Raw genomic sequence first — 317 nt, 5'->3', positions numbered from 1 at the left:
AACTGGCACGAAGGCCACCTGAAGTCCTAGCCGGGCGCGATCCTGATCGTGACCCACGATCGCTACTTCCTCGACAACGTCACCAGCTGGATCCTCGAGCTCGATCGCGGCCGGGGCTACCCGTACGAGGGCAACTACTCGGCCTGGCTGGTGCAGAAGCAGAAGCGCCTCCAGCAGGAGGGCCGCGAGGACATGGCCCGCCAGCGCTCGATCACGCGCGAGCAGGAGTGGATCGCCGCCTCGCCCAAGGCCCGGCAGTCGAAGTCGAAGGCCCGCATCACCCGCTACGAGGAGCTGGTCGCCAAGCAGAACAACAA

1 pseudogene is annotated in these 317 nt (G+C 65.9%); it reads left to right on the top strand.

From position 1 onward, the window contains the following. A pseudogene (locus MFF64_RS36725) lies at nucleotides 1–317 on the top strand (energy-dependent translational throttle protein EttA); the annotation flags it as partial.

It is taken from the genome of Methylobacterium frigidaeris (assembly GCF_022179185.1).
Classification (GTDB): domain Bacteria; phylum Pseudomonadota; class Alphaproteobacteria; order Rhizobiales; family Beijerinckiaceae; genus Methylobacterium; species Methylobacterium frigidaeris.
Note: the sequence above shows the minus strand (reverse complement) of the source record. Positions and strands in the feature narration are given on the sequence as shown.